This is a genomic window from Vibrio orientalis CIP 102891 = ATCC 33934 (assembly GCF_000176235.1).
GTDB lineage: Bacteria > Pseudomonadota > Gammaproteobacteria > Enterobacterales > Vibrionaceae > Vibrio > Vibrio orientalis.
The window spans coordinates 716041-739252 of the sequence record NZ_ACZV01000004.1 but is presented as its reverse complement, the minus strand read 5'-3'; the positions used below and the strand labels follow the sequence as shown (position 1 = coordinate 739252).

17 protein-coding genes are annotated in these 23212 nt (G+C 43.8%); 11 read left to right on the top strand and 6 right to left on the bottom strand.

The window, feature by feature from the left end; genetic code table 11:
- Positions 1-108 precede the first annotated feature (108 nt).
- From VIA_RS06790 to VIA_RS06755, 8 genes are all read left to right on the top strand, one after another.
- Positions 109-549: an Lrp/AsnC family transcriptional regulator gene (locus tag VIA_RS06790; protein ID WP_004411958.1), complete on the top strand. Its 441-nt coding sequence runs from the start codon at positions 109-111 to the stop codon at positions 547-549.
- Between the two features lie 169 nt (positions 550-718).
- Positions 719-1654, top strand: coding sequence for a porin (locus VIA_RS06785; protein WP_004411957.1), 936 nt, complete (start codon positions 719-721; stop codon positions 1652-1654).
- 274 nt (positions 1655-1928) lie between these two features.
- Positions 1929-3557, top strand: coding sequence for a methyl-accepting chemotaxis protein (locus tag VIA_RS06780; RefSeq protein WP_004418743.1), 1629 nt, complete (start codon positions 1929-1931; stop codon positions 3555-3557).
- 523 nt (positions 3558-4080) lie between these two features.
- On the top strand, positions 4081-5124 hold the full coding sequence (locus VIA_RS06775) for a GMP reductase (protein WP_004411954.1): 1044 nt from the start codon (positions 4081-4083) through the stop codon (positions 5122-5124).
- A 640-nt stretch (positions 5125-5764) separates the two neighbouring features.
- Complete coding sequence (locus tag VIA_RS06770; protein WP_004411952.1) at positions 5765-6748, top strand: hypothetical protein; 984 nt, start codon at positions 5765-5767, stop codon at positions 6746-6748.
- Positions 6749-6808: 60 nt separating this feature from the next.
- Positions 6809-8269, top strand: coding sequence for a hypothetical protein (locus tag VIA_RS06765; protein ID WP_004411951.1), 1461 nt, complete (start codon positions 6809-6811; stop codon positions 8267-8269).
- A complete protein-coding gene (locus tag VIA_RS06760) occupies positions 8262-8975 on the top strand; it encodes a hypothetical protein (RefSeq protein ID WP_004411950.1) in 714 nt (237 codons plus the stop codon). Before VIA_RS06765 ends, VIA_RS06760 begins: the two co-directional genes overlap by 8 nt.
- Complete coding sequence (locus tag VIA_RS06755) at positions 8975-9436, top strand: GIY-YIG nuclease family protein (RefSeq protein ID WP_004418748.1); 462 nt, start codon at positions 8975-8977, stop codon at positions 9434-9436. Before VIA_RS06760 ends, VIA_RS06755 begins: the two co-directional genes overlap by 1 nt.
- A 223-nt stretch (positions 9437-9659) precedes the next feature.
- Here the strand turns inward: VIA_RS06755 and VIA_RS06750 are convergent, their stop codons facing one another.
- Together VIA_RS06750 and VIA_RS06745 are read right to left on the bottom strand one after the other, a co-directional pair.
- Positions 9660-11192 carry an SNIPE associated domain-containing protein gene (locus VIA_RS06750; protein WP_004411949.1) on the bottom strand — a complete coding sequence of 511 codons (1533 nt, stop codon included), beginning with the start codon at positions 11190-11192 and terminating at the stop codon, positions 9660-9662.
- 555 nt (positions 11193-11747) lie between these two features.
- A complete protein-coding gene (locus VIA_RS06745) occupies positions 11748-12683 on the bottom strand; it encodes a universal stress protein (protein ID WP_004411947.1) in 936 nt (311 codons plus the stop codon).
- 255 nt (positions 12684-12938) lie between these two features.
- Here VIA_RS06745 and VIA_RS06740 point away from each other — a divergent pair, with 255 nt between their 5' ends.
- Entirely contained in the window at positions 12939-13745 is an 807-nt protein-coding gene (locus tag VIA_RS06740) for a LysR family transcriptional regulator (protein WP_004411945.1), read from the top strand.
- A 42-nt stretch (positions 13746-13787) separates the two neighbouring features.
- Here the strand turns inward: VIA_RS06740 and VIA_RS06735 are convergent, their stop codons facing one another.
- Together VIA_RS06735 and VIA_RS06730 are read right to left on the bottom strand one after the other, a co-directional pair.
- Positions 13788-14819, bottom strand: coding sequence for an HlyD family secretion protein (locus tag VIA_RS06735; protein ID WP_004411944.1), 1032 nt, complete (start codon positions 14817-14819; stop codon positions 13788-13790).
- Positions 14820-14822: 3 nt separating this feature from the next.
- Positions 14823-15329 (bottom strand): hypothetical protein, encoded by a 507-nt coding sequence (locus tag VIA_RS06730; RefSeq protein WP_004411943.1) that lies wholly within the window; start codon positions 15327-15329, stop codon positions 14823-14825.
- Positions 15330-15622: 293 nt separating this feature from the next.
- Here VIA_RS06730 and VIA_RS06725 point away from each other — a divergent pair, with 293 nt between their 5' ends.
- On the top strand, positions 15623-18502 hold the full coding sequence (locus VIA_RS06725) for an HD-GYP domain-containing protein (RefSeq protein WP_004411942.1): 2880 nt from the start codon (positions 15623-15625) through the stop codon (positions 18500-18502).
- Positions 18503-18584: 82 nt separating this feature from the next.
- On the opposite strand, the gene tkt is transcribed toward VIA_RS06725, so the two are convergent.
- Both tkt and tal read right to left on the bottom strand, forming a co-directional pair.
- A complete protein-coding gene (gene tkt / locus VIA_RS06720; protein WP_004411940.1) occupies positions 18585-20576 on the bottom strand; it encodes a transketolase in 1992 nt (663 codons plus the stop codon).
- A gap of 82 nt (positions 20577-20658) precedes the next feature.
- Positions 20659-21609: a transaldolase gene (gene tal / locus VIA_RS06715; protein ID WP_004411938.1), complete on the bottom strand. Its 951-nt coding sequence runs from the start codon at positions 21607-21609 to the stop codon at positions 20659-20661.
- 448 nt (positions 21610-22057) lie between these two features.
- Here tal and VIA_RS06710 point away from each other — a divergent pair, with 448 nt between their 5' ends.
- Positions 22058-23038: a sugar-binding transcriptional regulator gene (locus tag VIA_RS06710; protein ID WP_004411936.1), complete on the top strand. Its 981-nt coding sequence runs from the start codon at positions 22058-22060 to the stop codon at positions 23036-23038.
- The last annotated feature ends 174 nt before the right edge of the window (positions 23039-23212 follow it).

Genomic DNA, 23212 nt, shown 5'->3' with positions numbered 1-23212 from the left:
GCGTGAAAAAGGGTGTTCTGACCGGTCACGTTTATAGTAGGTGGAATTGTGAGCAATTTTGTGCTTTTATTCGAACTCTAAACGGAAATTACGCAATAAAGGGTATGTATGGATCGGTTCGACGAAAGAATATTGCAAGAGCTTAAAGTAGACGGAAGAATCTCCAATGTAGAGCTTTCAGAAAGGATTGGTTTGTCCGCCTCCGCGACCCTAAGGCGCGTTCAAGAGCTAGAGAAGCAGGGAATAATAAAAGGCTACCGGGTACTGATCGATAGCAGTCAGCTTGGTGTTGGGTTCATTGCCTACGTCTCAATTGGGCTGTCGAGTCACCGAAAGCAATCACAACTAGAGTTTGAACAACACGTACAGTTCGTTGACGAAGTGGTTGAATGCCACAATATTACTGGCGCTAACGAGTACCTTCTCCGAGTAGAGGCCCGTGACTTACCGAGCTACAAGAAGTTTCACGCCGATGTACTGGGGGAGTGTGAACATGTCCAATCGATCACGACAATGGTGGTGATGGACTCCTCAAAAGATGAACGTTAGCAAATGAAGTGAATAGGCAGGCTAGGTAGCACTATCTGTAATAATTCATACACTTAATCGCCACCTAATCGTAATGGATTAGCAATTAAAGCTTAATGCTACCCCTCTAATTTAACTCGCATCACATAGTTCGAGCATTGAAGCTCATTATAAATGCAAGGTAAATAAGATGAAAAAAGCAGCGGTAGCGTCGGCAATATTTGCAGCCCTAGTATCAGGTTCTTCACTAGCAGCGACAGTTTACAAATCAGATGGCACAGAGTTAAAAATTGGCGGTCGTGCGGAAGCGCGCTTCAATATCTCTGACGAAAACGAATCCGCAACTGATAGCTCATTTGATGACAAATCACGTGCACGTTTTAACTTTGTGGGTAAAACAGAGCTATCTGACGATTTATACGGCTTTGGTAAATATGAAGCGGAAGTAGGTACAGACTCAAGCTCTACTATCAACAATCGCTACGTATATGCAGGATTCGGCACTAACTTCGGTGAATTCTCTTACGGTAAGCAAGATTCTGCGCAGGTTCAGGTGACTGACTTCACGGATTTAATGAACACGTTTGATGAAGCAGCAGCAGACCTTATTGGTGCAAACAAAGATAAGCGTGAGAACAACTTCGTTTACTCTGGTAATTTTGAAGCACTAACAGTTAAAGCAAACTACATCGCATCTGACCAAAAAGATAATGACAGCTTCGGTCTGTCAGCGGTTTACGGCTTTGATTTCGGTCTTGACCTAGGTTTAGGTTACACCACGCAAGATCAAGGTGATAAATCTGAAGATCAGGTCAACATCGGTGCGAGCTACAAACTTGACGCACTAACGTTGGCTGCAATCTACGGTGACGGTACGGTTGTTGAGTCCAACCAAGAGTTCGATGCGAACATGTTTGAACTTGGCGCTAAATACAAGCTAGGTAAAACCTCGCTGATTGCGGTTTACAACTACCAAGAAGTAAATAATGCAGATACAACGGATCACTTTGCGCTAGAAGTAGAACATAAGTTTAACGGCCACTTACGTACATATGTTGGCTACATGTTCCAACAGCTAGACAATACAGAAGACGAGCTACAAGCGGGTATTCGCTACGATTTTTAACTCGAACTGCCTGAAGTTCAGCTAATTGGCCAAGCATTGCTTGGCCTTTTTTTGTTTTGGGTCAAAGAGTCAGACACGCATATGATTTATAAAGCGGTTGCATATGGTGTTGTGGGCATATGAGCTTGCGCAAACGGTTAGTGCAAAAAATCCTGACTTTTTAAGGTGTTATTTGCCATACCAGCCATTAATTATGCTAGACTCCGCGCCCTTTATGTTGTGGGAATATTCCCAGATCAAGGATGAAATCAAAAAAACTTGATTGAGAAAAATAATGCAATTATCGCTTAAAAACTTGTCTATTCGAACGCAGGTGCTTGTACCTGTACTATTTACTACCTTCGCACTGTTCATTGCTTTATGGATCACTAAGAGTAATCTTGAGGCTGAGCAGAAAATTATCGCCTCAAACACCGATTCATTGGTGTTCTATAAAGATAAACTTGCCCATATAGATGACCAAGTGTATCCATTACGAATTAGTGCGGTTTATGCGATCTATGATTCTTCGCGCCGTAACGTTTTCCTCGGTGAACTCAAAACGGGCTTGGCAGAGATTCAAAAAGATCTCGATATGATGGCAAGCCGCGCTACCTTCCGTGATGATGTGAATGGCGTTCGTCGTTCTATTGAAAACTATGTCCAGTACTCTAATCGCGCTGTTGACCTATTTTCACGCCGTGATCAAGGAACTGTAAGCGAACAAGAGTACTCAAACTTCATCGCGCAATATCGTGATGCGGGTAACGAGATGGTTGAAAGCATCAATAAACTGTCTGCAAAGGTTAATGAATTTGCTTCAGCGGCGATGGATAACAGTGCAAAGGAAAACGCCAAAGTACAAAATCTGGCGATGATCCTTGTACTCTCTGTTCTAGCGGTTTCGCTACTGGTTGCTTGGGTACTGTCAGGCATGATCGTGACGCCAATTCAACGCTTACAAGAAGTGATGCGTAAAATTGCTGCTGGCGATCTATCAGTTCGTGCTGATGTCGACGGTGACAACGAGATTGCCCACCTGAGCGAAGACGTGAACCAGACGGCTGTTAAGCTTCATACGACAGTCAATGAACTCGCACGTATCAGTGAAGAAGTCGCTTCTGCATCGACAGAACTAGCGGCAGTAATGACGCAAGCTCAAGCAAACGCGCAGCAAGAGTTAGCTGAAATCGAACAAGTGGCTTCAGCGGTTAATGAACTATCAAGCACAGCAGATAACGTTAGCGACAATGCTCAGTTAGCCGATTCAACGGCACGTGAAGCAGACCAGCTTGCGAAATCTGGTTTAGATATCTTCGAAGAGAGTAACCAAGCGAGCGTTCAAATGGGCCAAGCGCTCAATGAAGCGGCGAGTGTGGTTCTAACGCTAAAAGAGCAGTCAGAGCAAATCAACGACGTGATTGAAGTGATCCGCGGTGTTTCTGAGCAGACAAACCTACTCGCACTCAACGCTGCTATTGAAGCGGCGCGTGCGGGCGAGTCTGGTCGTGGCTTTGCTGTGGTAGCCGATGAAGTTCGTATGCTAGCAGCGCGTACGCAAGAGTCTACTGGCGAAATCCAGGCGATCATCGAAGAGCTTCAAAAGCAATCTGGCCTAGCAAATGACAGCATGCAGCTAAGCCTAGAGATGTTAGAGAAGAACAACGAACTCGCACTGCAAGCCAACAGCGCGCTACAAGGCATTACTGAGTCAGTGACCAACATCAATGACGCTAACACCCAAGTAGCGACAGCGGCAGAGCAGCAATCGCAAGTGACTCAAGACATTAACCGCAATGTTGTGAACATGTCTGAGCTTGTGAACCAAAACGTTTCAGGTATTTGCCAGAGTGCGAGTGCAAGTAACGAACTATCAGCATTAGCAGAGAAGCAGAAAGCACAGCTCGCTTTCTTTAAACTGTAATTCTGTAAGCAAAAATGGAAGGCAGAAGTCGGCAACGGCTTCTGCCTTTTTTGTATCTTGAATAGCGCCAAGAACACTAAAACAAAGAAATTTGCACAAAATGGTCAAAAAACAACCGAACAGTTCGTTTTTTTACGTTGGATAGGTGAACCAGAAAGGGCAATTTAAACGTATATTTTGCTGTTTTGAGGGTGAAAGTGGTGTGTTTGGTCAATATTCTTTCAATTGCGAGACGAAAAGGATTGCGCAAACGTTTTACATGATTTGAGTTAAGTGTTTGTTTTTCAGTGGAAAGTGTTGAAAATTGAAGGCGTTGCGGTGGGCTAGGTATGCAACTTAACCGAACTGTATCACAAAAAAATTGAAAATATCAGTCTTGCGAGAATTAAATCGCGACCTATAATGCTGAAAACCGGAGCGTCTGCCAACGCTCCGGTTTTTTTGTGTCCGAAACTCAGTAAAGCGTCTGCCAACGTTTACCGAAAACGCACGACACGTAAATTTGATTACAGGAAAATTTATCATGCGTATCGAACAAGAACTTAAGTTAGGCTTTAAAGATGTACTATTCCGCCCGAAGCGTTCTACTCTTAAAAGTCGTTCTCAAGTTGAATTAACCCGCGAGTTTACATTCAAGCACAGCGGCCGTCAATGGTCTGGTGTACCTGTAATCGCTGCGAATATGGATTCGGTAGCAAGCTTTGAAATGGCAGCTGCACTAGCTGAACACGGCGTTATGACAGCAGTACACAAGCACTACACAGTAGAGCAGTGGGCTGACTTCGTTAAGAACGCAGACAAGAAGACACTAAACAATGTATTCGTTTCTACAGGTACGTCTGACGCTGAGTTCGAAAAGACTAAGCAAATCATGGCGCTATCTGAAGAGCTAATCTTCATCTGTATTGACATCGCGAACGGTTACTCAGAGCACCTAGTTGAGTATGTAGAGCGAGTTCGCGCAGAGTTCCCGAACAAAGTTATCTCTGCGGGTAACGTTGTAACTGGCGACATGTGTGAAGAGCTAATCCTAGCAGGTGCAGATATCGTTAAAGTTGGTATCGGCCCAGGCTCTGTATGTACAACACGTGTTAAAACTGGTGTTGGTTACCCACAACTTTCTGCAATCATCGAATGTGGTGACGCAGCACATGGCCTTGGCGGCATGATCATCGGTGATGGTGGCTGTTCATGTGCGGGTGACGTTGCTAAAGCATTCGGCGGCGGCGCTGACTTCGTAATGCTAGGCGGTATGCTAGCTGGCCACGAAGAGTCAGGCGGTGAAGTTGTTGAGCAAGACGGCAAGCAGTTCATGAAGTTCTACGGCATGTCTTCTCAGTCTGCTATGGCGAAGCACTCTGGTGGTGTCGCTAAGTACCGCGCAGCTGAAGGTAAAACTGTTCTTTTACCATTCCGCGGCACAGTGCACGATACAATTTCTGACATCCTTGGTGGTGTACGTTCTACATGTACATACGTAGGCGCAGCAAAGCTTAAAGAGCTAACTAAGCGTACGACTTTCATCCGCGTACAAGAGCAAGAGAACAACGTATTCGGTAAAGAGTAATCTGACGATTGTTCCAATACTATGAAACAAAAAGAGCCGCTATTTGCGGCTCTTTTTTTGTTTGGAAGCGCCAACAGCGATTGAAGGGTTTAAGTTGTGGCGTTAAAGAGCTCAAAGCGAGAGTCTTATCGGACTGAAACGCCACAAGTCATCCCCCGAACAACTAAGTAATATTTGATATATAAATATATTTAGCACATCATTCTGTATACTCATCACCATATTCAATGAGAATTTAAATAGAAGATTGGTCGTGGACTTTGGGCCGAATTATAACCGCTTCTTATTCGTTTTAATGCAATTGGTATCGCCCATCAATGCCTCGTGCTCTTGGAGTGACACGGATATTGATGAGGCTGAGACTGAGTACTTTCAACCAAGTAAGGTCCAGCTTAGTTTCGAAGTAGTGAGACTCTTTTTGACATGTGAGAAACGGATTTGAGAAGGATATGGTAATTGATAAACGATCTTGAAAGTGTCGCTAGTTGGCTGATTTTATTGTTTATTCTCATAGTTCGGTAAGTTTGGGGATTATATTTTAAAAATATCTTGGGATATTCAATTTTATCCATATAATACGCACCCATTTTTATAAACACCAAGCTTATGATGTTTGTTTTTATTGTATGAAGGAATTGTTATGAGACCTAAACAGGGTGTATTAGCATTGTTGTTAATCTCTGTAACGGCAGTAATTAGTGGTTGTTCCTCTAATAACACTAAGGGTATGCCGAATCCCCTTGATTCATTGAAAAACCTCAATGAAGAGAATCAGCAAAGCATTGAGAAAGTAACCTCGACCAGTGACGATTCTAAGAAAAACGAGCTAAAGCCTGACTTGAGCAAGCCGAAAGAGACGAACGATTCTCCTCGTTCAGTAAATCCGCCTGTTCAGAAGCAACTGAGCCAAAAGGGTTTAACTAAAAAAGAAGATAAGTTAAACCAAGAACAGAAGAAGTCTTTGAAAAGTCCAAAGCCTGATTTGCCAAAACTGGATCTTAAGCAACTGCCTAATATCCCTAAATTACCCAACCTGCCAACGCTGCCAGAGTTATTAGAAAAACCAGTGGAGATCCAGGCGCCTCCTAGCTTTAAACATCCTCTAGTCTCAAGCGAAAAGTTGTACTTTATGCTTGGTGAAGATCAAAAAGGTAATTACCTATATGCCGAAGGTCCAGTGGTCGAGGGGGCTTACGATGACTTCATCAAGTATGTTCGTCACTTTGAGTCTCGTGGGATACACCTTGACCGTTTCATGATGCACAGTAACGGAGGGTTGCTAAACGAAGGCCTAAAAATCGGAACGTATATTCATGATAACAATTGGACGACAGACGCAGATGCCAATATTCAGTGCTATTCGAGTTGCGGGATGATTTATGCCTCTGGAGTGAACAAGCGAATGCAATCCGGTGCGAAGGTTGGCTTTCATCGCCCTTACTATTCAAACAAGCCTGATACACCAGAGTTAATCATAGAGGTATATCAAAGCTACCAACCATACTGGGATTACATTCAGGGAAATGAAAAATTGTATGACCGCTTTATGACCTATGATCGCAACGAAATGTATGTATTAGACGCCGATACTATCAATAATTACATGCAATCTGAAATTTACTAAATCTTAAACATGCAGATTGTCAGGGGGACGATCTCATCTGTAACACTTGTTGGAAATACTATGAACATGCAGAGTGCTGCTATTCACCTAGAAAATATTAACGAAAAGCCATACCGTAAATATCCTATTCTATATGGCACATTATGTGTGATGGGTTTTTTAATCATCACATTTAACGTTATGGGTTACGACACCTTGTTCCACGCAGAGCCATGGTTATCTTGGGTCCCTGTAACGCCGTTTGGCTTGTTACTTGGTTTTGCTGAGATTGCGGTTCTTGCATATACGTCTGCCGTATTTAACAACTGGTGCAATACCGGGTGGCTGCAAAAAGCGGTGACCTGGGGAATTATCGTTAGCTTTGCAGCTTTGTGTTTTGCTGGTGTGAACGGTTACTTACAAAGCCTATCTACCGCGGAGATTGTGAAAGCTGAAGAGGCAAGAAAGAGAACCGAAAACAATGCTTCTTACGTGACTACTCTTGAAGCTGAAGTGAAGAACATTGAAGCCACGATTGCACAGTCAATCGCTCAGATTTTGCCCCTCAGTGAGCAGATTGAATCAAAGAGCCTTCAAATCAAGCAACTTCATGAACAAGCCAGTGAACGTCGTCAAAGTTCAATGGTTTGCGATGAGGTGAAAGACTGTGCAGATTCGGTGGCGGCTTTCGTAAACCAGGCCAAATTATTAGAAGATGAGGTGATGTTTTTAAACAGTACACGACAAGATTACCAGTCGAAGGTATCGAGGTTAGAAGCCTATCTTCACGAGGCAAAAAGTCAGCTACGCGACGAAAAAGTTAAAGACCGTGACACCATCAACGAATTTGCAGGCACTGAAACGGAATATGAGCTGAAGAAACAGGCTTATGAGTCCAAAGTGAGCGCTATTTTGGCCTTTTTTGGTCACAAGTCTGACGATCCTTTCAACTGGTTTATCGGTTTTGTTAGTTTCATTATCTATCCCGTATACCTAGCTCTGAATATGTTCCTGAACTTCCAGTCCCCGGAAAACCTAGCTCATCGTCGGACGAAGCAGAAAGAAAAAGATCAGCGAAAGAAAACCAAGCGCGTTCACTCGTCACTTCGCAATCGCTTGTTGAAGCATATTCTCAAAACACTAATGGTCATGAATCAGCGAAACAAACGTCACAAAAAAGTACAGGCGCATAAGATGAATAATCAAGGGATCATTCGCAAGCTCTTGAAGTATCTGCGAGTGTGGTCTGCCAGACGAACTAAATTGATCCCGGTTGAAACTATCGTCGAGAAAGAAGTCGAGAAAGAAATAGAAAAAATTGTAGAAGTTGAAAAAATCGTTGAAGTGGAAAAAGAAGTGCCGATCTATGTGGATCGCGTGGTACCTGCTACTCATGAAGTTCCTGTTTACGTTGATAAGGTGGTTGAAGTGGAAAAACCGTACTACATCAAAGAGCCGGAAGTCATCATTCATGAGCGTATCATTCCTGTGCCAGAGTCGATCACGGGCAAGGAACTCGAGGAATTACTGAACAATGCGTAGTATGGATTTAAGTAGCTTGAATCAGTTCAAGCGAAACAAGTATCTCAAACCTGATGATACGACAACTGATCCTGAGGCGGGGACTGAAAAAGATAATCAACGCGGCGATAGTCTAGAAACAGGCGCCGTTGTCAATCCAAGCCCGACACCCAACAGAAGTAATCCTGTCACGACGTATTACCCTAAGACGGGTAACGCCCCTCATGTGAGCATTGGAGGCGGGGAACCAGACGTTGGTCAAAAATCTTTGGGCCCACCTGTTGAAATTATTTATCCACCAATAGGTAACACCTCCAATGAAAAACAAGGGAAAGGTGATGTAGCTTCTCGATTCGTGCAGGGTGATGAGATCGCGCCAGGTGCGGTTCCCAGCCATGATAAAAAAACACAATATGAGCCTTTGAACCGAGTCTCTAAAGCTGAAAGAATTAAGAATCTTGTTAAGTTGTTGATTTATATTGTCTTGTTGATTGCGGTGATCCTAGCTTGTTTTGCGGGTTTGTATCGACTAGCGAGATGGGCAATTGAAGAACCCACCATCATCACTAAAGAAGTCACGGTTGAGAAAAAGGTTGAGGTCACTCCCCCTGAATGTACCCAGATCCGCCGTGACGGCAAAATTTTCATGAACTGTGATGGTGTAAAAATTAATGGTGCTCCATCGATTGAAGAGTCTGGTGTTGAGAATGTACCGGAGCTTCTTTAATGAACCTGAGTAGTGAAGTGGTATCGACAATGGTGGGTTTATCCATCTTTGTGTTGTTAGGGTTCATCTTGGCCTATTGGTTGTTCACTTGTGCTATGAAACAGTGGCACTACATCAAAAATCTGGAGCCATTCTATGAACAGCCTAATTCGTACAGCGTCAGAAACCATAGTGTGTACATTATTAAGGTTGAAGGAGAGAATGACCCTGATCGTGTCTATGTTGGCGTGACGAATAATTTCGCTAGGCGACTTAATGAACACAAAGAACAACTAGAGCGAGGTAAACACAAAAACCATAATCTTCAGGAAGCTTACGAGCAGGGCCATCGCTTTATGATGCATCGTTTAGGTAGGGAGTACACCAAACTTGAGGCATATGGAAAAGAACACCAACTTCGCCCTCGGTGGAATATGGGGTTTAATATAGCCGCTGGTGGGTTAAGGGGCATACATTACTAATGAGCTTATTCACTTTTCCATATTATGTAATGATGTAGCTAGACATGAATTCGGTGAAAATATTCTCATATTGAGGTGCTCGATAGACAACTTTGCGATTGTGTACAAAGCAAGAGAACAACGTATTCGGTAAAGAGTAATCTGACGATTGTTCCAATACGACAAAACATTAAGAGCCGCATTTAGCGGCTCTTTTTTTAGCGAATATCAATAAAGCTGATTACTAGGCCGCAGCCTCATTTTGTTGTACTTTTCCGATAGCTACGCTTTCACGGTACTCCGCAGCTTCAGCTTTCATGGTCCAATGAACATCTTGAATACCATGTTGCTCAACCGCTTGCTTAACTTCAGTTATCGTCGTACGGAAGAACTCTTTACGAGGGTTAATCTTGTTTACTGACTGTTGATTGAATCGACGATGAAGTTCATTCTCTAGTGCAGGAGCGTCTTCGCTGAAAATCATAGCATGAACGTCAAATGAGAATGGAACAGAGGCATCGCCCAGTTCTTTAACGCGATCCATCGGTTCTAGTCGGCGAGTCATACCTATCTTGAATACTTCTTCGCCAAAGCTGCCGACGTTACTTATAACATAGACATGGCCGCGGCGGGTTTGCTGCGCCATAGAAAGTGCACGTTGTCCTTTCTCTTCTGCTTCTTGTAGTTTACCTTCCAATTCTGCTAACTGAGCTTCATACTCTGCTTTTTGCTCGTCACTTGCTTTGCTCAGTTCAGCTCGAGCTTTCTCAAGAGCTTTTTGAAGCATCTTTTCTTCTTTCTCGGCTTCTTTACGAGCTTTTTCTGCTTCTCGAATAGCACGTTCTTCTTCGCGAATTTGTGCTTTGATTGCCGCTTGCTCATCTTTCTCGATCTTTTTTAACTCAAAAGTGGCAACCGCCCATTTAAGTTCAGTTAGGCGAGCATCTAAGAACTCTTGGTTAATTCTAGCATTACGAAACGGAGCTCCGTTGTGATTAACTAGCGCAAAAGCATCAATGATTTCTTGCTTAATTTTACCAAAATTGTCGTGTTTCACTTTTGCCAAAGCACTATCCACTTTACCGTTGAAAGCGTCGACAGCGAAATGGATTGCATAAGTTTTTCGGTGTGCTTCTACATAGTCACATGCACCAGCGTGACCCTCCTGAACCATCGTCTTGACACGCTTACGGGCTGCTTTTAATTCTTCACCTGCGTCTTTATGGCTAAACTCATCTGCTAGGTCATCCAATACAGAATGGTTCGGAATGATGTAATCGTCTTTGTAGCCATCAATAGTATTACGCATTGCACGAATAGCTTTTTCATAGGTATCCGCTTTTGCTTTCGCTTCGTATGCATCACCCGCAATTTCCTTAGCTTGTTCTTCCGCATAGCTAACGACCTTATTAGCCTCTTCACGTGCTTCATTTTTTATTAGTTCAGCTTTGTCTTTTGCCTCACTAAGCTTTTGGCGGGTTTCTTTGCGAAGTTGTTCCGCTTCTGCATAAACGCCTTCTGCCTCGAGACGGGTAGAAGCCGCCTGTTCTTCAGCCTCATCGAGCAATCGCTGTGTGTGTAGCTCCATATCGATGATTGGCTGATATTTGCTTAGCAACTGGGCCTTTTCATTTTTAAGCCTACTTTTCTCTCGATTTACTTGCTTGAGTTGGTCTTCAAATTCTAGTTTTCTTTTTTTAGCCTTATGGTAAGAGATTGCTAAAAGGAGAAGTGGCAAACAAAAGATAATAAGCGCAATGAATGCGGTTGTATTCATAATTTACACCTAACCAATATTAGTTATTTTGTTGTGGTGGATTGAGCGACTTCTGCGAGTTGCCTGATACTATCCATTCTGAATAAAACGATACTAACGACAATAATTGCTAGTACGTCTAGTTTAATAAGTTGCCTCATCTATTAGTCACTCTGTTTGTGTACAGTTACTCGCCTAGCTGATTGAATGCCTTGCTGTGACATTCAATCGGAAAACGTTGTTTTAGAACCAATCTCATACGAATGAGTTAATAAAAAGGCTAATGAGGCATAAACCTTACCTTAACTGTGGATTATATATTTAATGCAATTAGTTGTGTATATGATTTGTGCGAATCAAACCAAAATATGAGGAAGGGCACTACCTGCAGATCGTTTGATGATTGAAATGATCATCGGCAATGTGAACGCCATATCCCACATCACTAGGTGCCTTGTTGAGCAGGTGTCTGATTTCGATCTAGTGACATCGACTGTCGCGACATAGAAATGTTGTGTACATACAAAGGCCGAGCAATTCGCTCGGCCTTTTTCGTTTGTCTCTTAGCGTCTGGTGTTATTCGATTGGAGAGCAGAACTGTTTTGACTTGAGTGCCACAAGAGAGCAATCGACATTTTGAACAATGTTCTCTGCGGTGTTGCCAATCATCACGCCTTGTATTCCCGTACGAGCTAATGTCCCCATCACTAATACATCGACATTTATTTCCTCAACACAAGTCGGGATCTCGTCGTCTGCGGTACCGTGCAGTCGGTGCAGGGTAATATCACCGCCAATTTCCGCCGCATCTACTAATGCTTGTAGCGCTTCTGAATGTTGCTTCTTCGCTTGAGAGATGTGACTCTCAAGCTCTTGTTCAGAGGCTTTAAACCAGACGTTATCTGTCAGGTAGCTTTCCAATACGTATTCCCAACAAGAGATGATATGAAGTTGGCTGTCACAATTATCAGCGATAGAGCGGCTTAGTTTGAGCAGGTCAATGGATAGCGCGCGTTCTTCGTCTGAGGTTGCATTGGGGTTAACCGCAACAGCGACTCTTTGCTTGATGCTTGGCTTGTCTGATGGTCGATTAAGCCATACGGCACAGGGGCATTTACGCAGCAAGCTCATATCAATTGCGCGCAGGCCTTTAGCGTTGTTTTTACTTCGCTCTGCATCTTTGAACACAAGATCGATTTTGTGTTTTTGAATATGACGAATTGCTTGAATATCCGGCTTTTCTGCGGTAACTAACTCAACAGGCACATCCAGATCTTCATTGGTTAAGTGATGGTCAGAAAGGCTAGTATTAATTTGACTTTGCAGCGACTCTAAAAGTGAACCTTCGTAGTGCTCCTGGTATTCTTGCATATCACTAGGAAGGTGAGGGCAAACAATGAGGCCGGCCAATTTGGCTTTGTTGCGCCAAGCCAAACGGATCGACAAATCGAGCGACTGGTTGTTATCCATTACGCCCTTACTCAAGAACAGTATGTTGTTGAATTTTTGCATAAACACCTCCTTGTACTTCAAGTTTTGACGCTAAGCGATGAAATTTCCACTTTAATTCAAAACTTAAAAACAGCTAGGGTGTAAAGGTGTTAGCTAAATAGAATGCTCACTCTTAAGCTCGGATAATGAGTAAACAAGTTATTGTGACTAGTTGTGCTTGAATGATTGCGTATCGCTCATTTCAGTTAGGCCTAAGTTGGCTTCGTTACTTATATCCGATAAGTTATAAGGATTGTTACACGAGGCCTACCACGGATGCACGACTTAAACGCTTTACATGTCTTCCTTGCTTTGATGCAAACCCATTCAACACAACGCGCGGCGCTTAAGTTAGGGCGGTCACAATCATACGTCTCTAAGGTCTTGGCTCAGCTGAGACAAGACCTCGGTGACCCATTGTTTGTGCGTGAGGCCTCTGGCTTAGTCCCGACAGATTACGCGCTAGCCATCGAACCAAAGCTTAAGAACGCCTTAGACCAATTAGATTTGGCGCTAGCACCGGAAGGCTTTGACCCCAAAGACTTAGATAAGATAACCATACATGTAGCCGAACCGTATTTGGTGAAAATTGGTAAGCCCTTAATCAAAGCGATTCGTGCACAAACCGATGCGGTCATTGAACTACGACAATGGAGTGAACACAGCGAGCCGCTCATATTGGAAGAGCAGGTAGACGTAGGGTTACATGTCTTAAGTGATAAACCGCAAAGCTTTTATCAAAGGAAGATCCACTCAGGCGCTGGCTACTTTGAAGGTAATCAATCTGGCGAGTATGTGAAGTTCATTATTTCAGGCGTCAATGAACACCAAGACCATTTTAAAGCACTCGAGCCCGATTTAGAGGCGGGAATCATTGTTGATAGTGTCCACCTTATCAACCAGTTAATGGATGATTATTTTACTCTTCGATATGAGCCTTATTACGATGAAAAACAGCATTGCCCACTTAACTTGGATGTTGCACTCATTTGCAAATCATCGCTCCGTTCAGCAGCCAAGCAAAAATGGTTAATGGAACTCATCGTGCCTATCGTCGATGAGTGTATCGTACCGGCAAAGTAGGCAAAAAAGAAACAGCGCCTTGGAGTAGGCGCTTTTCAGGTTTTATAAAGCCGATAGGTAGGACTTGTAGGCTTTGAGTCTGACTGTAGCCGCACCAATGATATCCATAAAGCCTAATGCCTCATGGGGTTTCTTCGCCGATACCCAGCCTGAACCTGTTGCACCAATAGGGACGTTGTAGCCTTCTGGCTCTTCAAATTCAATCACAATGGTACGTCCATGGCTGCCCATGTTATTACCTACGTGTTGGCGTACGTGTTGGGAGCCATTCATCACTGACACTCGTGCTTCACCTGTGCCCGCCGTTAAACTATGCACGCGACCACGGAAGATTTCGCCAGGATAAGCATTCACATAAAATTCAGCAAACTGGCCAACTTCAATATTGCGGTAGGTTTGATCGGCAATGCGCATTTCAACGAATTTCTTGCTGGTATCGTAGAGGTGCATATTGCCTAGACGTGTGCCTTCAACAATATTCGCAATCGATAGCTGACCGTCAAAAGGCGCGCGTACTTCACGGCGATCGTTTTGCCATGTTGCTGTGGCGATTTGTGCTTCGACACTTAAGATTTGCGCATTAACGGCAGCAATCTTCGCGTCAGTCGATTCTATGCGCGTTCGTAAATCATCACGAGCAGACTCTTGGGCAAAATCATTCAGCTGAGTCAGTCTATCGAGTTGCTTTTTATCGTTATTGATTTGATGAGTTAAAGCCAGTATTTCTGCTTGTGCGGCATCTTTTTGTGCATTCAGACCGTCGATTTGAGAGGACGTGTCTTCAGTGCGTAAGGTGTAAATCAAATCGCCTTGATTGAGCATTTGGTTATGCTCAACGAATACTTGTTCTACCTCTTGACCAACTAACGGGCTGAGTACGGCATGAGGCGCTTTAACGGTGGTACTGTCGGTTAAGTCAGCCGGTGACCAGAAGCGATGGGCGGTGAACAGCGATAGGGCCAAAAGAGCACCAATACCAATGATTATCGCTGCGTTTTTCAGTGTCCAACGTACTACGCCTGTTTTAACGAGTAGCCAACAAATAAAGACATAAGGGAGCATGATCTCTTTCATGGTTTATTCCTCTGACTTACTAATAGGGTGGCGACCGTTGCGGATGATGTTCGAGACCTCTGCGGCTAATACATCCCAACGAGCAAAAGCGATGATGATGGCCAAAACCCACCATGTTTTGTCGATAAACAGACCACAAAGGGATAGGGCGAAGACGATCTGTGTGTGAGCACTCGACATTTTCGCCGCTCGATGGACGGCGACTTCGTGCAATTGCCACAGAAGATAAACGACGTAAACCAAAATCGCGACGGTGACAAAGAAGATAAAGCCCATGAAGACTTCTGAATCCAGTAGCCTCAATATCGAAGGATAACCATTGGAAAAATACTCTTCCGGTAGGTCTTTACCATGCACGGTACCAAGTTTGGACAGCAGCACCGATGCACCAACTAAGGTGAACAGCGCAAACGCGATTTTAAATACGCTAGAGAAAAATGTTGCAGCAATCCTTTTCAGCTTTGTCTCCGTTCCTGGAGGTGAAATGGGTAGATTCGTATTGGATGACATAAATACAGCCTTCATTATTGCTTTAGAAGAATGATAAAGGCTGGCGAGTGTAAATTTGGAATAGTCGAAATTCCGTAATGACACAATAAAGGCTGAAAAGGCAGTCAGGCCAATGAATGTCGTAGCCTGTTTTGTGTTAGGCGTTCAAATTGGAGGGAGGTAGGAAATGCTTGGAGGATCGCAAATATCAATATAATGAATGACTCATATATAAGATTGTTCGCTGTTTCAATATGTTCGGGCAAAAAGTTGCTATTTTAAACTAGTTGGAAAAGGCTAAGGGAAATAGACTAATGAACGTCAGAAGAGCAATCCTACCAATTCACGTCCATTTGACGACAGTGATTATATTCGTTGTTGTGTTAGCTTCAGGGACGCAAATTTGGTTAACCAATAAGGGGTTGTCAGAGCTACTTTTAGAAGCCAATGGCAAACTATTCTATCGCATTGCAACAGAAACACGACATCAATTGAATCAACACTATAGTACCGCATTTACTATGATTGGTGCCTTTAGGAAAAGTTACGCAATCAATTCATCAGAAGTCGATGTACGAGAAAAAGTGCTGCCCCAAATTGTCCATCTTCTAAAAGAATCTCCCCATGTATCTTCCTATTCGTTTTATTATCCGTCCGGTGATTTTTTCTCCGTTTCAAGAGTAAAGAATCAGATGATGGCTAGGCGTTTAAACGTGGATAGTAGCGTCAAAATTATAATTGCTCACAACAATAACGGTACGGTTCAAATTCGAGGGAGCGATGAACATCTTACGCAGTTTACGGAGATAGATGCCAGTAAAGTTATTTTATATAAGTCGCATAGCTGGTTTAGTGATGCGCAAACCGAAAAAAGTTTAATTTCCTCACCGACGCTTTTGCCTATATCTGAAATGGTGGGGGTGAATATCTACAGAAAGAATGATAACGGGATCGTCATAACCGCTGAGGTATTGTTGGAAGATATACACAGCTCATTGACCGATACACTTACGAATGACTCTTCTATCCGCGTTCTATACAACGATGTTGGCCAAGTATTTGCCTTCAGTGACAGGCTCGATGCAAACATACCGTCAGCACTGCTAACCGATAAATTAGATGAACTACCAAACAAGGTGGCTCTTTATGCGATTAATAAGAACCAAAGAGATGGAAAGCTTGGTTTGTTCGAATTTGAAGGAGAGAAGTGGTTTGGTCAAGTAGTGACGTTTCAGCCGTTACAGGGGCAAACATTTCATCTTCTCATGACAGCTAAGGCTGCGGACCTTTTTGACAATGGAGCCTTAATCAAAAAGCAAACAATCTACACCTCGCTAGTTGTCTTACTACTTATACTACCTGGCATATTTGCCGTTTCGGTGTATATATCAAAACCAATAAAACGAGCAACGCAGAATGCGAAAGACATTGAAAGCTTCAAGTTTGATAAAGATGATAAGACTCCACACAGCTATATCCGCGAAATAGAAGAGCTTAATCAGGCTCAGAGGTCGACACGATCCACCATTAGCCAATTTATTTCTTTGACCAATAACATTGCTAACAAAGAAAACCTCGATGACATGCTTAGTTTAGTTTGTCGTGAGACCGCAAAAGCTGTTGAGGCGAGTGGAGTATTATTGTATTTGCATGATACAGAGAATGAAACACTGGTGCCCAAATATGTTTGGTATGAGGGTATTGATGAGAGTCAAGCTGTTGCTCGTACACTCCCTGTGTCGGAAGCAAGAAAAGTAATGAATGAGCTATTTGTTGCGAACAAAGTGGCCATATTTAATGCAGAGGATATAGAGAGACTTGATGTTCCTTGGGATAAGAGTCGAGCTGGAAAGGTCATATGTATTCCACTTATGGATCGTTCAGGAAGTGTCATTGGATCGTTTGGGGTACTTTATGAAGGGGATAACGCTCTTGAACGTTATCAATCTTACGAAGACTACCTACACACTTTGCTCGGTTTTACGTCAGTTACAATAGAAACTCACGATATGATGGATGCACAAAAATCATTACTTGATTCATTTATTCAGGTATTTGCAGGCTCGCTCGATAGGAAGTCTCCTTACACTGGGAATCATTGTCAGCGTGTTCCTGTAATAACCGAGTGGTTAACTCAAGCTGCGCAAGATTCTCAATATGGAGTCTTTAAAGGTTTTAGCTTGACTCCGAAACAGTGGGAAGAGTTGAAAATGGCAAGTTGGCTCCACGATTGTGGAAAGATTACCACTCCGGAGCATATTGTTGATAAAGCGACGAAACTGGAAACGATTTATAACCGAATTCATGAAGTGCGGATGCGATTTGAGGTTATAAAAAGGGAAAAAGAGATTGAGCTCCTTAAGGCGCAGCATGGTGAGCTTACGACTGAACACTTGCAGCAACTAGACGCGCATAATGTTCAAGTAAATAAAGACTTTGAATTTATCGCTGAACTTAATTTGGGAGGCGAGTTTGTTGATGATGGTGATATTCGTCGGTTACATAAGATCGCTGAGCAAACATGGACGAGAACATTAAGTAAAACGGCAGGGATATCTTGGGTTGAACAGCAAAGGAGCCAAGAGCAGCCGCCGTTACCAACTACTGAGCAAGTGTTGGCTGACTTACCCGAGCACCTTGTCCCTTGGGATTTCGCTCGGGTTAATGATGAACGTTTTACATTGAAAGCAACCGACTATCAAGCCAATCTAGGTGAACTCTATAATTTATCGACGCGCCGAGGAACATTAGCTGACGAAGACCGGTTTATTATTAACGATCATATTATTCAATCCATAAATATTTTGGAATCCTTACCGTTTCCTAAACACATGCGTGATGTAGCTAAAATTGCTGGTGGTCATCATGAAAAGATGGACGGTACTGGTTATCCGATGGGGCTGAAGGGAGACGAGATGCCATTGACAGCTCGCATCATGGCAATCGCTGACGTATTTGAAGCACTGACGAGCACCGATCGTCCTTACAAAAAAGCGAAGACTCTATCCGAATCAATTAAGATAATGAGCTTTATGGTTAAAGATGGACACCTTGACCCAGACCTATTTGAGCTGTTTTTATCCTCTGGTGTCTACATGCGTTTTGCCAAAGAATACATGGAACCAGAACAGCAGGACTCAGTTGACTGCTCGAATTATTTAAGAGGTAAGGTGTCAAAAGAGGAAGTTTGCTAATCTCAGCTGTTCCGAAAATATATATGAAATATAAAAAAGCCCCGCTATACGAGCGGGGCTTTTAGTTATCGAGATGCAGTGATTAAGCTAGAAGCTCTTTCGCTGTGTTCACGACGTTTTCAGTCGTGAAGCCGAACATCTTGAATAGCTCACCTGCAGGCGCAGATTCGCCGAATGTTGTCATACCGATGATCTTGCCACCGAAGCCAACGTACTTGTACCAGAAGTCAGCAATGCCAGCTTCAACAGCGATACGAGCTGTTACGTCTGATGGTAATACAGATTCACGGTACTCAACGTCTTGCTTGTCGAACGCATCAGTTGCAGGCATAGAAACTACGCGTACTTTCTTACCTTCAGCCGTTAGTTCCGCCGCTGCGTTAACCGCTAGCTCAACTTCAGAACCTGTAGCAATAAGGATAAGCTCTGGCTTGCCTGCACAATCTTTCAGGATGTAACCACCCTTCGCGATGTTAGCTACTTGCTCTTCGCTACGTTCTTGCTGTGCAAGGTTTTGACGAGAGAAGATAAGAGAAGTAGGGCCATCTTTACGCTCGATTGCTAGTTTCCAAGCCACTGCCGACTCAACTTGGTCACATGGACGCCATGTGCTCATGTTTGGCGTTAGACGTAGAGAAGCGATCTGCTCAACCGGTTGGTGAGTAGGGCCATCTTCGCCAAGACCGATAGAGTCGTGCGTGTAAACCTGAATGTTCTGAACTTTCATCAGTGCAGCCATACGCATTGCGTTACGAGCGTACTCCATGAACATTAGGAAAGTTGCACCGTATGGTACGAAACCACCGTGTAGCGCAATACCGTTCATGATAGCCGTCATACCGAATTCACGTACACCGTAGTGGATGTAGTTACCCGCTGCATCTTCAGCAGAAACAGACTTAGAACCAGACCACATAGTTAGGTTAGAAGGTGCAAGGTCAGCAGAGCCGCCTAGGAATTCTGGTAGCATAGCGCCGAACGCTTCTAGTGCGTTTTGAGACGCTTTACGTGAAGCGATGTTTGCTGGGTTCGCTTGAAGGTCAGCAATGATTTGGTTTGCTTTCTCTTCCCACTGTGCAGGTAGGTCACCGTTTACGCGGCGTTTGAATTCAGCTGCCAGCTCAGGGTGTGCTGCTTCATAAGCTGCAAGTTTCTCGTTCCACGCTGCTTCCTTAGCTGCGCCTGCTTCTTTCGCGTCCCACTGCGCGTAGACATCTTGCGGAATTTCAAAAGGACCGTGCTCCCAACCTAGTTCTTTACGTGTAGCTGCAATTTCTTCAGCGCCTAGTGGTGCACCGTGACAGTCGTGTGAACCAGACTTGTTTGGTGAACCAAAACCGATGATAGTTTTAGTACAGATCAGAGTAGGGCGTGGGTCTGCTTTTGCTGCAATGATTGCTGCGTTAATCGCTTCAGAGTCGTGACCGTCTACCGCTGGAATTACGTGCCAACCGTATGCTTCAAAACGCTTAGGCGTATCGTCAGAGAACCAACCTTCAACTTCACCATCGATAGAGATACCGTTGTCATCCCAGAAAGCGATTAGCTTACCAAGACCTAGCGTGCCTGCTAGTGAACATGCTTCGTGAGAGATACCTTCCATCAGACAACCATCACCCATGAACGCATAAGTGAAGTGGTCAACGATGTCGTGGCCTTCTTTGTTGAATTGTGCTGCGAGAGTCTTCTCAGCCAGCGCCATACCAACAGCGTTTGTGATACCTTGACCTAGTGGGCCAGTTGTTGTTTCGATACCTGGTGCGTAACCATACTCTGGGTGACCAGGAGTCTTAGAGTGTAGTTGACGGAAGTTTTTCAGATCGTCGATTGATAGCTCGTAACCAGCAAGGTGAAGCAGAGAGTAAATCAGCATAGAGCCGTGGCCGTTTGAAAGAACGAAACGGTCGCGGTCAGCCCACTCTGGGTTTGACGGGTTGTGGTTTAGGTGAGAGCGCCAAAGAACTTCAGCGATGTCAGCCATACCCATAGGTGCGCCTGGGTGACCAGAGTTTGCTTGTTGTACACCGTCCATGCTTAGTGCACGAATAGCATTAGCTAGATTTTTGCGATCCATAATAAATACCGATTAATAGATTGTTTCTTAGAAAGGATGTTAAGAGGGGAACGCAAACGTTCCCCTCTAGAAATTCTGTTGATTAAAGCTTAGCTTCAATCATTGCTTCAAGTTTGCCTTGGTCAACGGCGAAGTTGCGGATACCTTCAGCAAGCTTCTCAACTGCCATTGGGTCTTGGTTGTGATCCCATAGGAACTCAGCGTGCGTCATTGCAGCAGGGCGCTCTTTAGCACCTTTAGAGTCAACCAGCTTCTCTACGACTTCACCTTCGGCCGCTTCAAGTTCAGCAAGAAGTGCAGGAGCGATAGTTAGACGGTCACAACCCGCTAGCTCTAGGATCTCGCCGATGTTGCGGAAGCTTGCGCCCATTACTACAGTGTTGTAGCCGTACGCTTTGTAGTAGTCGTAGATGCTAGTTACAGACAGTACGCCTGGATCTTCTTGAGCTTCGAAGTCACGGCCTTCTTTCGCTTTGTACCAGTCCATGATACGACCAACGAATGGAGAGATTAGGAATACGCCAGCTTCAGCACAAGCACGAGCCTGAGCGAAAGAGAATAGTAGAGTAAGGTTACAGTTGATGCCTTCTTTCTCTAGGATTTCAGCCGCGCGGATACCTTCCCAAGTAGAAGCCAGTTTGATAAGGATGCGATCGTTAGTGATGCCCGCATCGTTGTACATTTTAACTAGCTGACGTGCTTTCGCTACGCTGCCTTCCATATCGTAAGATAGACGAGCATCTACCTCAGTAGAGATACGGCCAGGGATAGTTTTTAGGATTTCTTTACCGATGTTTACCGCTAGCATGTCACAAGTATCTTGTACTTGTTGTGCTTTATCAGAGCTTTGCGCTTTAGCGTATTCAATTGAAGCATCGATTAGAGGTGCATACTCTTCGATTTGAGCAGCTTTAAGGATCAGAGAAGGGTTAGTTGTTGCATCTTCTGGCTGGTATTTTTTGATTGCATCAATTTCACCAGTGTCAGCTACTACAGTCGTTAGTTTACGAAGTTGCTCTAATTTGTTGCTCATTCCGATCATCCTATTTAATAAGCCGTCATACCACGTTAGCTGATATGACTTGTGCAATTGCAAGCGTGGTGTCGATCTCTTCAAGCAATAATGATGCTTGTGAAATCAACGAACCCGAAATTTCAGCACCAGAGCAGATGTTGTGAACATTTGCTCTCATGTTGAGTAAATGATGGGTCCATAATTATATCATCCACCCAGAATGTCAATTGGTTAAACAGGGATATGGTGACATTCATCAAGGATTTTTTAAGGTCAGATGTGTGATTGAACCAATTAAACGTTTGCCAAGCTATATAAAGGCGTGAAGGGGATTTAAAGAGAGTAAAATCGCGCATGAGAATTTGTATTGCACGTGAGCAAATGATGGCAATAATTGCCACTATGACATATGCTACACCCTTGAACATATGTTACGTGCTGTTTATAGATTAGGAATGCTGTAGTTATGAGTAAGATTCACAATGAGATGTCTGACGATAACACCGATCTATTGACTGAGATTTCAGTCGCGTATTACCAAGACGGTGCCACTCAAGAAGAGATTTCAAAAAAGTTCTCAGTATCGCGTGCCAAAGTAGGGCGAATGCTCAAACAAGCTCGGGATGAAGGTATTGTCGAAATCACGGTAAAGTATCACCCGGTATTTAGTGCCAAGATCGAACAAAGATTGATTGAACGCTTTGGTGTCAAACGAGCATTGGTCGCTATCGACCAACCAAGTGAAGAGCAACAACGCCTCCAAGTCGCGGGTTTGGTGTCTAAATATATGGCGAGCTCGATTCAAAACGGCTCAGTCGTCACCGTCGGACAAGGGCGAAATGTATCAGCGGTTGCTCATCACGTTGGGGTTATCCCCCAGCGCGAGGTTAAGTTTGTCTGTGGCATAGGAGGTATTCACCCTCGCGGAGGCATGTTCAATGCTGACCATATCTGCCGACAATTTGCTAAGACCTATGGAGGTACATCGGAGTCTTTGTATGCTCCCGCTTATGCTGAGAACCGTGAGCAAAAGATGGCATTTATGCAAAATGCGACCGTTAAGCAGACATTGGATTTGGCGCGTAAAGCAGATGTGGCGTTAGTCGGTATTGGCGATATGAGTGAAAACAGCTATATGGTCGATTTAGGTTGGTTCACTGCTGGTGAAGTTGTTCAATCTAGAATGCTGCAAGGCGTAGTCGGTGACTTTGCTGGTTATGACTTTTTCGACATACATGGCGGTACAGCCAAAACGGTAATGAGTGACCGAGTGATTGGTCTCGGCATTGAAGAGTTTCGACCAATTGCAGAGGTAATCGCAATTGCTGCAGAAAATAGTAAGCCACTTGCTTTATTAGGTGCACTCAGAACAGGCGTGATCGATGTTATCGCCACCAGTGTAAGTAATGCGCTGACGGTGCTTAACCTCGATGAGCAAATGAAATAGTTAATCACCGAGTAATTAGTGGTAGGTACTGCACTTACCACTAGTAATAATAAATCCTTATAGCCTCATTTTTAAATCTTATAAGTCATTGATAGTATAAGGTTTAATTATCTCTCTAGAACAAATCTTGATTGGTTGATATTCAACTAAATTGATAGAGTCACTCCTCTTTAA